We start from the raw sequence: 9,551 nt of genomic DNA, 5'->3' as shown, positions 1-9,551 counted from the left end.
GGTGGTGGAAGGGTCTCTGCGCGTGACGCGCGAGGGCAGGAAGGTGAGCGAGCTCGGCGCCGGTGACTTCGTCGGCGAGATGGCGCTGATCGCCGACGTGCCGCGCACTGCGACGGTGACTGCCGCCACTCCCGTGCATCTGCTCGTGCTCACCGACCGCGGGTTCCGCGACCTGCTGGCGCAGTCGCCGTCGATCGCAACCAAGATCCTCCAGGGCCTCGGAGAGCGCCTGCACACGGATTCGCTCTGATCCTGCGATTCCGTAGGATCGGGCGACTGGAGGAGATGCCGGGCGCCGGATGACCGCGCCGGCGCAAGCCCTCGCACGGAAGGAGTCGACGATGCTCGGAGATCATGACGTGGGCGCCACCCTCGCCGTTGCGGATTTCGCCCGGTCGAGATCGTTCTACGAGGACACCCTCGGCCTCGAGCCCCTGTTGGAGCAGGAGGATTCAGCCGTGTACCGGAGCGGCAGCTCGCGAGTGCTTGTATACCAGTCCGACTACGCCGGCACGAACAAGGCGACGGCCGCGACGTGGGCGGTTGGCGCTCAACTCGACTCCATCGTCGACGCGCTTCGTGCAAAAGGCGTGTCGTTCGAGCACTACGATCTCCCGGGAACCACGCGAGACGGCGATATCCACTCGATGGGCGGGATGCGGGGCGTGTGGCTCAAGGATCCGGACGGCAACATTCTCGGCCTGGTCGACCAGTAGACGCGCCGTGACACACGAGCAGGCACTCGACGCGATCCGCGCCACGTGCCAGGCTGCGCCGGCGCCGGTGTCGATCGCGGTCGTCGACGACCACGGAGAGCTCGTGGCCTGCCTGGCAATGGACGGCGCCGCCCGCGACACGCTCGAGAACGCCCGTCGCAAGGCCTACACGGCGGCGCGGAGCGACGCGACGTCGACTCGCGCCCTCGCCGAGAAGGTGCGCGGCGCTCCCACCGAGCTCGCGAGCTTCGATCCGCAGTTCTCGTTCTTCCACGGCGGGGTGGCCGCGCTCGCGGACGGTCGGCGCGTAGGTGCCGTCGGCGTCAGCGGGCTCCCCGGGGCCGAGGACGAGCGTCTGGCCGTCGCGGCGATCGGCGCGGCGGGGCTCGAGCCCGGCACGTGACGAAGCTCCGGCGCGAGCATGCGGTGCCCGGAACCCGGACGGCCGCATCTTCGAGCCCGACGACTCTCACAGCTCGAGACGAAACGTGCGCATCACTCCCGGCCGCCCAGGCTGGGCGACGACCTGGGCGCGCGCCGTGACCCATCCCTTCAGCCCACCCCGGTAGACGAGCTGCACGACGCCGCTCGTCCGCGGTCGGAGATCGCGGGCTTCGGCACGGAGGCGAGTGCGCGCCGCCCCGCGCTCCAACGAGATCCACACACGGCCGCGCTCCAGCGTCTCCGTCACGTTGCCACGGTTGCTCACGCCGAGCTCGAGAATCCGTGCTCCGCGCGCGCGCCGCACCCGGAGGCCCCGCAGGGCGAGCCGACGGACCACCCGACCGGGGGCGCGCACGACCACCACGACGCCGATCCTCATCTTGACGACGATCCCCGCGCGCCGCCGTGGCCGCGTCGTGAGCAGCACGAGGGCGTCGTGGTCTCCCGGCTCGGCACGCTCGGGCACGCGCGACGAGACGGTGACCGACCTGCTCGCCCCCGCTGCGAGCGGGAACCGGGCCGGCCGGATCGAGAGCCACGACGCTGCGGTGCGAACGCCGCGGCGGGGAGCAACTCTCGGGCGGCCGCGGCGATCGAGCGAGAACCCGGCCCGCCCGACGTCGACCACCACCGGGCTCCGGCCTGGGTTCGTGACGCGCAGGCTCGCCCGGCCGGACCCGACCAACGAGACGTGCGCCGGGGTGGCCGTGAGCGCGAGCGGCGGCCGCGTCGCGCTCGAGCCCGCCTCGGCGGGTGCGAGCGCGACGGAGGCGAGCGAGACGGCGAGCAAGACCGTCGCCCGGCTCATCGACCGATGGCCGTGAAGGTGATCGTCGCCGCGTACCTGCCGGCCGTCACGACGGGAATCGGCGAGACGAAGCCGAGGCGCGTGTCCCAGACGTCGCCCGTCGGAGCGCTTTGCGCGGCCGTGGTTCCGATGAGCAGGTCGGGGGCGGGCGCGATCGGGATGGCAGCCGTCGCCCCACCTGCGAGCGAGCCGCCGATCGTCCCGCCGCTCGGCGCGGTGCCGGCGATTCCGAGCGGCAGATCGGCCGGAAGGAAGGCCGTCCGGTGAACGGTCAGCGCGTACCCGCCGGCATGGTTCGAGACGACGGTCACCCGCTCGGACACCGGGGCCGGGGTGGCGCCGGAGGTCGTGTTCCCGAAGCTGACGCTTGCGCGCTCGAGTGCGATCGAGAGGACGGGCTGGATGTCGACGTCCACCGCCGCGCTCTGGGAGACGCCACCCGGGGGCGGCGGCTCGCCACCGCACGTGACGACCGCGCTCGACGAGTTTCGCGGTGCCGGGACGCCGGCCGAGAAGTCCGTGGCGTTCGCGTCGGTGTCCGCACAGCCGTCGCCGCCGCGCACCGCGGCGGTGGTGCTGTCGAGTGCACCGGCCGGCCCGCCGCCCTCGTAGTCCACGGCAGCGCCGTATCCGACCAGGTCGGCCACCGAGGCGACGGCCGAGCAGCTGCCGGCGGACGCGCCGCAGGTGAGCGCCGTGGAGTCGCGCACGACGGCGACCTTGCCACCCGAGACGGCGAGGTTCGTCGTCCCGGTCGCGTCCGGGGTGGGCAGAGGTGCGCCGACGGCGCCTGCCGACGCGAGCTGGACGAGGTAGCGCCGACCGGGCGCGATCGACCCGCTCAGCGCCGTCGCCTGCCAGGTCGTACCCCCGGCCGAGGCGTACTGGATCGTCCAGCCGCTGACGTCGATCGCGGCCGAGCCGCGGTTGAACAGCTCGACGAAGTCGTTCGCGAAGCTTGCGCCGGAGTTGCCGCCGCCGGCGTAGACCTGACCGACGACGATGTCGGGAGAGGCACTGCGAGCGGTCGGCACGGCGAGCAGAGCGCCGGCGACGATGACGGACAGGACGAGGGCTGCTACTCGAGGCATGTGAGGGCTCCGATCTCTGAGGGGAAGGTGGTTCCCTTCCTCATAGCGTGTTGTCAGATCGGGCGAAAGTGCACGGCGGTAATTGGCACACATTCGGCACACATCGTGAGCGGAAGGTGCCGGCCTCCCTGCCGTGATCCGCACAGCGCGGGGTTACTGTCCCGCGGTGCGCGGCTTCCTTCGCAGCCTCGATCCGCAGCTCCCCCGCTCCGTCCACACGCTCCAGCTCGGAGGGCTCGTCAGCGCGCTGGGCAACGGGATGCTCCTCCCGTTCCTCCTCATCTACCTCCACAACGTCCGGGGAATCGGCCTCGGCGTCGCCGGGCTGATCGTGGGCGCCAACGCCGTCGTCAGCGTCGTCGCAGGGCCGGTGGCCGGGACGCTCGTCGACCGGTACGGCGGCCGGCACGTCCTCGCACTCTCGCTGGTGGTCCTCGCGTTCGGGTACGGAGGATTCGCGCTCGTCCACGAGCCGTGGCAGGGATTCCTCGCCGCGGCCGTGACCGGTCTCGGCAACGGCTTCTTCTGGCCGGCGCAGTCGACGCTCCTCGCGTCGCTGTCACCGCCGGACAGGCGGCACGCCACATTCGCGATGCAGCGGGTGATGATGAACCTCGGGATCGGCGTGGGCGCGCTCGTCGGCGGGCTGATCGCGGACGCCGATGATCCCGCGACGTTCATCGCGCTGTTCCTGCTGGACGGGGCAACCTTCCTCGTCTATCTGGGCGTGCTCCTCGCCGCCGTGCCGGAGCCGGCGCCCGTTCGGGCCGCCGGCGCCGGCGGCAGGCAGGGGAGCTACGGCGCCGTGCTCCGCAGCCGAGCGTTCGTCGCCGTGATCGGGCTCAACACACTGTTCGTCTTCGCCGGCATGTCCGGCTTCGAGCTCCTCCCGGTGTTCGCCAAGAACGAGGTCGGCGTCGCCGAGGGCGCAATCGGGGCGATCTTCTTCGTCAACACCGTGGTGATCGTGCTCGCCCAGCTGCCGATCGCGAAGCTGTCCGAGGGACATCGACGCATGCGGATGCTCGCCGTGCTCGGCGTCATCTGGGCGGCGTGCTGGGTCGCCGTCTCGATCGTCGGCGGAACCGTCGACGGCACGACCGCCGCTGTCCTGCTGGCCGTCGTGATGGCCGCGTTCGGGATCGGCGAGTGCATCCACGGCACCGTGCAGGCACCACTCGTGAGCGACCTGGCGGAGCCGCGGCTGCTCGGCCGCTACATGGCTCTCTCGGCGCTCTCCTGGCAGCTCGGGTTCGCCGCCGGGCCGGCCCTCGGCGGGTTCCTGCTCTCCGTCAGCCCGCTCGGCACCTGGCTCGTTTGGGCGGCCCTCTGCGCGCTCGGCGCCGTCCTCTCGATCGCGCTCGAGCGCACGATCCCGTCGGCCGTACGCCGCACGCCCGTGGCCCAGGCGGCGTGAAGGCCGCTGCAGGCGCGGGCAGGCAGCGGCACTAGAATGCCGAACATGGTGCCCACGACCGACGACCCGCTGAGTTCCCGTGCCCAGCCTGCCCCGCATCCGCAGGAGCACCCGCTCGCGCCCCGGCGCGGACGACGTCGCGCGCACCCCGCACGTCGCTGAGCTCGCTGCCGGCGGCCTGACCTGGGTCAACGTCGTCGCCCCCGACCTCGACACGGCCCAGCTGCTCGCCGAGCGCTTCGGCTGGCATCCCCTCGACGTCGAGGACATCGTCTCGAAGCGCCAGAGGCCGAAGGTCGACGACTACGAGGAGGAGCGCTACCTCTTCGCCGTCCTCCATTTCCCGGTCTACGACAAGGCTGTCCAGCGGCTCAACGCGGCCGAGCTCGACGTCTTCCTCGGCCCGGACTACCTCGTCACCCTCCCCAACCGCGAGCTTCTCCCGGTCACGCGGCTGTTCGCGCGGTGCGAGGCGGACGAGGCGTACCGCGAGCAGCTGTTCGCAAAGGGATCGGGTCGCCTGCTGTACGAGGTGCTCGACGACCTCTTCGACTACTGCTTCCCGATCCTCGACAAGATCGGCCACAAGCTCGACCGGGTGGAAGACGACATGTTCGAGCGGGCAGCCGAGGACGTCGTGCGCGACATCTCGAACGTCAAGCAGGAGATCATCTCGTACCGCAAGGTGATCAAGCCGGAACGCTCCACGCTCCGCGTGCTGGAGCGTCGCGCGAACCGCTTCCTGCCGGAGGAGCTCGAGCTCTACTTCGACGACATCAACGACGCGGTCGAGCGCATCTGGGACCAGCTCGACAACTACAAGGAGGTCGTGGAGGCGCTCGAGTCGACGAACGAGTCGGTCATCTCGCACCGCCAGAACGACGTCCTGCGCCTGCTCACGATCATCAGCGTCACGATGCTCCCGCTGACGCTGATCACGAGCGTGTTCGGGATGAACGTCCTCTTCCCGGGCGAGACGACGTCGGCCGCCTTCTGGATCATCCTCGCCGCGCTCGTCGCGACGCTCGCGACGATGATCGGGTTCTTCCGCTGGAAAGGCTGGTTGTGAGAGTTGTGGCCTGCCGGCGGCACCGCCGGAGCCGCAGCCGCTTCGACAGCTTGCCGAGCGTCGCGAGAAAGCGCTCGGCTGTCGGCGGCGTCGCTTCCTCGAGGTCGACGTAGGGCAGATTCACCGGCTTGTGTCGCGCCCGGGTCGGTGCACCTGTTGCGACGGCCGGCCGAGGTGGCCGTGGCGCTAGCGCTGCCGGCGCGGGTGCTCGAGGCGTCCCAACGAGACCGTCTGCTTCATCAGCGGGTCTGGCCCGGAGGTCATGAACTGCACGATCTCCGCCGCGCCCGCTCTACTCCACACCCCGGTATCGATCAGTCGCCGAACGATCTCGTGTCGGCCGACGCCGGAATCGAGCATCTTGCGAACGTCCCACGCGCTCAACGAGGTCTTCGAACTCACCTGCTGCTCCCCCTCGGGTTGCAGTTACGACGGTGGTTCGCGGATACCCGGTCGAGCAGTGCGGAAATCCCCTCGTTCGAGGGAGATCGACCCCTCACTCGGTGAGCGGGCCGCAAGAGCTATGCGGCGAGGATGTAGTCGTCCGGCGAAGCCGGTGCGCTCTCCGTGACCGAGATCGGTGTGTCAGCCGTCGGATTGACACGGGTGACGAAGCCCCATGCTTGTTCGGGCTCCCCGGCCTCCGGTCCAGAGATCCTTGTGATCGCGATCGTGTCGCCAACCTGCGGAAGCCACTCCGCGGTGTACTGCCAGGTATCGACTTCGAAGTACGGCAGGCCGGGGCCGACCTTGACCAGCGTCACGCTGAACGTCCTCTCGTCTCCCATCGTGCTTCGGAACCTAATGGTCCTCTCTCGCATCGGCCCGTGCCGTTCGGCCAGATCGATCTCGTCGGATCGGACGGGTTGGGATGGCCGAACGGGTAGGGCACGTCCGTCGAGGCCAGCAGGCGGCGGCTCCCGATCTCCGGTCGCCTCGCGCTGTTGCCGCCAGAAGGCCTCCCCCGGAGGACCTCTCTAGCTGCAAGGCCGAATCCGAAGTTCGGAGCCGCCGACCGCGTTGTCCCCGAGTTGCGGGAACTCAAACTCCGCCGTCGATGGTCTCGCTGGGCGTCTTTCACTGCTCGGCGCCCCCGCAGGAGTGCGAGAGGCACGGTTGACGGGGGAGGTGCGCCCCGGGGCGTGATTCGCTGCGGCGCTCCCCTCCGCGGCGTCGCTCCGGGGCGCTGTCTGCACTTCGGCAAACGCGGCCATTCGGATGAGCCCGAAGGACTACGAGCGAAGCCACGGGTACGCCGTGACAAGATCGCGGTAAACCACCGACGCCGCCCCTGCGGGACGAGTGGAGGATGAGGCCTTCCCGATCCAAGTGCGCCAGGCGGCCCATTCCGAATTCGACGGCTCAGGGTTGTGCCGCCTGGTGCCGAACGCGACGGGAATCAGGCGTGCTCTTGGACCTCGCCTACCTCGATGCTGATCGGCGTCACCGAGGGAGGCGGGTTCGTCCGAAGCATTTCCGCCGCCGTCTGCGCTGCCTCTTCCGACTCGAAGACGATCATCGAGGCCCCGGAGGTCTCTCCGAGCCTTACCCAGTGCCCGCTGACAAAGCCTGGTGCCTGGGAGAGGCGCGGAATGCCCTCCTCTCTCAAGAACTTCCTCGCCTCGTCGAAATCCTGAATCGTGCTCCTCGCGACGACCGCGTGCATACTTGCCTCCCTTTGTCGGCGCTGGGACTCCAGCGACGTGGACAATGCCACCGAATGGGGCGTCCGGCCAGCTGCCCGCCGTCTCGACGAGCTCTCACCAGAGGGCACCCGATCCCCGGGGAAGCCTGCGAAGCGAATCATCGGCCGACCAGATGGCAGCGCAGCGTCGTACTTGTCTACCGGAGCTCGTGGCAACCGTTGTAGCCGCACCGCTCATCGACGGAGATGTCTGGTCTGCTCCAGCACTCAGTCGGCCCGTTCGGCCTCAGCCACGAGCATGACGGCACGAACCGCAGGCTCGAACTCACGCTGACGGCGAGCTTCCGCAACCGCATGGCAGCTTCGTGCGTGGCGGTGGAGCACGACATGGTCAGGCTGTCTAGATTCTCACGATGCTGGACTGGCTCGAAGCGGCCCAACGGCGGCTAGAGGCTTCCGTGGAGGCGTCGGGCGATCTCACGCTGTCACCGGGTGATATCGAGGCGCTTCTCGAGCTGGCGCGGGAGGCTGCGCATGGGAGCGGCGACAGGACCAACGCGCCACTCATCGCGTATCTGGTTGGGCTCGTCCACGGTCGTAGCCCCCAGACGGAGCTGCGGTTCGTCATAGCCGCCGCTCTGGGCGACGCATCTCCTCGAGGCGATGAACACTGAGCTCGCAGCCGAGCTTGCGCGCATGGCGGACGAAGACCAGCGCGTACGCAGGGCGCTCCCTTCTGACGCATCTTCGCCGTCGGCCTTCGACTGGCCGAGGGCGATGGAGATGGCTCGGGTCGACGTGGAGAACACCGATCGACTCCGCGAGATCGTCGACGAGCACGGCTGGCCCGGACGCTCACTGGTGGGAGAGGAAGGCGCAGAGCACGCTTGGCTGCTGGCGCAGCACGCCTCCACGCGACTCGACTTCCAGCGCCGGGTACTCGACCTGCTGACCGCCGCGGTCGCCGCAGGGGAAGCCACGCCGCGGCAACTCGCCTACCTCACCGATCGCGTCCGGATGTCGGAGGGGAAGAACCAGATCTATGGCACCCAGTACATCCGAGACGAGCACGACCACCGCGTGCCGTACCCGATAGAGGATGGCGTTCATGTCGACGCGCGTCGCGCCGGAGTTGGCCTCGCACCGCTTGGGGAGTGCCCGTAGGCGTGGCTGGCCGCAGGGTCGTCTTCCACCTGCCGCTGCTGGGGTATGCGGCTGAGCCGGTGACCCGGGTGGTGCGGTTCACGGGCCGGCCGGCTGGTCCCGGCGACGGCGAGGTGTGCGGTCTCGGCGGTGTTGCCGGCCAGCGCAATGGCCCGTCGTACGCCGCCCGCGAGTTCTCGCTGCGGCCCAACCGGCGCAGCAGGCTGGCGCGGGTGGCGTGGTAGCCCTCCAGCGGCAGACCGTCAACCTCCAGCCGGGTCGCCGTATCGCCTCACCGGTCAGGTCGATGCGAAGCGCCTCCCTCTCGGGGTCCGAGGCCAGGTAGCCCTCGTTGAAGAAGTCGGAGCCGGTCGTCGTCGATGGCGCCGAGCGGCTCGGCGTCATCGTGTAAGCCGCCCCCGCGGGCCGCCTCTCACCCCTACGAATGCGCCTGCCTCGATTCGACACGCTCCGCTGAAGCTGCATCGAAGGTACGCCGCGCGGTTCGGCCGCCGATCGGACGCGGTGGCGGCGCACTTCTCCTGTCCGTCGAGCTGGTCCCGCATGGAGTGCACGTGCGTGGATGCGCCCGAGCACAGACAGACGTTGTCTGAACAGTCACCACGACGCGTGACCGTTCTGGCTCGGGTTGTTTGATCTTGCGCACCCTGGGAACCCTGATCACCCAGCGACGGACCAGGGAGGTCACATGAGCACCATGGGTGCCGGCACAACCGGCGGGCAGGAACAGGGCGGAGGGATCACGGAGACGGTCTCCGAGCAGGCGACAAAGGCGAAGGACAAGGGCAGGCGCGAGCTTCGCGACCAGCTCGACGACCGTACGACGCAGCTCGGCCAGCAGGCGCGCTCGCTTGCGGAGACGCTGCGACGCTCGGGCGTCGAGGCGCAGGCGCATGGCCCCGACGAGATGGGCGTCGAGCAGATCACGGGGGGTGTCGCTGATCGGCTCGAGCGTGCGGGCGGCTACCTCGAGCGGGCGAACGGGGACGAGATGCTCCGCGACGCAGAGCAGCTCGTTCGGGCACGCCCCTGGGTGGTGGCAGGAGCGGCGGCGGGGGCCGGCATCCTCGCCTCGCGCGTCTTCAAGGCGTCGTCCGAACGACGCTACGACGACTCGACCAACGTTTCCAGGACGGCCGGCGCGCCGGTCACCCCCTCTGCCTCGCGGAGCTACGAGGGAGTCTCGGTCGGTGCGCA

Annotated in this window: 13 protein-coding genes and 1 pseudogene; 8 read left to right on the top strand and 6 right to left on the bottom strand. The window is 69.7% G+C overall.

What is annotated here, in order from left to right:
• From VFO26_RS15655 to VFO26_RS15645, 3 genes are all read left to right on the top strand, one after another.
• Positions 1 to 250: cyclic nucleotide-binding domain-containing protein (locus VFO26_RS15655; protein ID WP_325115997.1), on the top strand; the 250-nt coding region annotated here is incomplete at its 5' end.
• A gap of 91 nt (positions 251 to 341) precedes the next feature.
• Entirely contained in the window at positions 342 to 716 is a 375-nt protein-coding gene (locus VFO26_RS15650; protein WP_349259095.1) for a VOC family protein, read from the top strand.
• A 7-nt stretch (positions 717 to 723) separates the two neighbouring features.
• Positions 724 to 1,119 carry a heme-binding protein gene (locus VFO26_RS15645; protein WP_325115995.1) on the top strand — a complete coding sequence of 132 codons (396 nt, stop codon included), beginning with the start codon at positions 724 to 726 and terminating at the stop codon, positions 1,117 to 1,119.
• A 66-nt stretch (positions 1,120 to 1,185) separates the two neighbouring features.
• On the opposite strand, the gene VFO26_RS15640 is transcribed toward VFO26_RS15645, so the two are convergent.
• Positions 1,186 to 1,968 carry a hypothetical protein gene (locus VFO26_RS15640; RefSeq protein WP_325115994.1) on the bottom strand — a complete coding sequence of 261 codons (783 nt, stop codon included), beginning with the start codon at positions 1,966 to 1,968 and terminating at the stop codon, positions 1,186 to 1,188.
• A complete protein-coding gene (locus VFO26_RS15635) occupies positions 1,965 to 3,059 on the bottom strand; it encodes a lamin tail domain-containing protein (RefSeq protein ID WP_325115993.1) in 1,095 nt (364 codons plus the stop codon). The genes VFO26_RS15640 and VFO26_RS15635 overlap by 4 nt, the downstream gene beginning before the upstream one ends.
• Before the next feature lie 166 nt (positions 3,060 to 3,225).
• Between VFO26_RS15635 and VFO26_RS15630 the strand changes: the two genes are divergently transcribed.
• Both VFO26_RS15630 and VFO26_RS15625 read left to right on the top strand, forming a co-directional pair.
• Positions 3,226 to 4,476, top strand: a complete 1,251-nt coding sequence (locus VFO26_RS15630) for an MFS transporter (RefSeq protein ID WP_325115992.1) — start codon at positions 3,226 to 3,228, stop codon at positions 4,474 to 4,476.
• Between the two features lie 79 nt (positions 4,477 to 4,555).
• The gene (locus VFO26_RS15625; RefSeq protein WP_325115991.1) at positions 4,556 to 5,545 is read left to right on the top strand and encodes a magnesium transporter CorA family protein; all 990 of its coding nucleotides are present in this window, start codon (positions 4,556 to 4,558) and stop codon (positions 5,543 to 5,545) included.
• A gap of 186 nt (positions 5,546 to 5,731) precedes the next feature.
• Here VFO26_RS15625 and VFO26_RS15620 read toward each other — a convergent pair whose 3' ends face one another.
• The 3 genes from VFO26_RS15620 to VFO26_RS15610 form a co-directional block, all read right to left on the bottom strand.
• Positions 5,732 to 5,947 carry a hypothetical protein gene (locus VFO26_RS15620; RefSeq protein WP_325115990.1) on the bottom strand — a complete coding sequence of 72 codons (216 nt, stop codon included), beginning with the start codon at positions 5,945 to 5,947 and terminating at the stop codon, positions 5,732 to 5,734.
• Between the two features lie 119 nt (positions 5,948 to 6,066).
• Positions 6,067 to 6,309, bottom strand: coding sequence for a hypothetical protein (locus tag VFO26_RS15615; RefSeq protein ID WP_325115989.1), 243 nt, complete (start codon positions 6,307 to 6,309; stop codon positions 6,067 to 6,069).
• 635 nt (positions 6,310 to 6,944) lie between these two features.
• The gene (locus VFO26_RS15610; protein ID WP_325115988.1) at positions 6,945 to 7,211 is read right to left on the bottom strand and encodes a hypothetical protein; all 267 of its coding nucleotides are present in this window, start codon (positions 7,209 to 7,211) and stop codon (positions 6,945 to 6,947) included.
• Between the two features lie 392 nt (positions 7,212 to 7,603).
• Here VFO26_RS15610 and VFO26_RS15605 point away from each other — a divergent pair, with 392 nt between their 5' ends.
• Both VFO26_RS15605 and VFO26_RS15600 read left to right on the top strand, forming a co-directional pair.
• Positions 7,604 to 7,864 carry a DUF6457 domain-containing protein gene (locus VFO26_RS15605; RefSeq protein ID WP_325115987.1) on the top strand — a complete coding sequence of 87 codons (261 nt, stop codon included), beginning with the start codon at positions 7,604 to 7,606 and terminating at the stop codon, positions 7,862 to 7,864.
• A complete protein-coding gene (locus tag VFO26_RS15600) occupies positions 7,854 to 8,354 on the top strand; it encodes a DUF6624 domain-containing protein (protein WP_325115986.1) in 501 nt (166 codons plus the stop codon). Before VFO26_RS15605 ends, VFO26_RS15600 begins: the two co-directional genes overlap by 11 nt.
• A gap of 78 nt (positions 8,355 to 8,432) precedes the next feature.
• On the opposite strand, the pseudogene VFO26_RS17950 reads toward VFO26_RS15600, so the two are convergent.
• Positions 8,433 to 8,607: pseudogene (locus VFO26_RS17950) on the bottom strand (RNA polymerase sigma factor); the annotation flags it as partial.
• A gap of 435 nt (positions 8,608 to 9,042) precedes the next feature.
• Between VFO26_RS17950 and VFO26_RS15595 the strand changes: the two are divergent.
• Positions 9,043 to 9,551, top strand: a 509-nt coding sequence (locus tag VFO26_RS15595; protein ID WP_325115985.1) for a hypothetical protein, incomplete at its 3' end; no start/stop codon positions are given.

It is taken from the genome of Gaiella sp., from assembly GCF_035710885.1.
In the GTDB taxonomy this organism is placed as follows: domain Bacteria; phylum Actinomycetota; class Thermoleophilia; order Gaiellales; family Gaiellaceae; genus Gaiella.
This window is presented reverse-complemented; position numbering and strand designations above follow the sequence as displayed.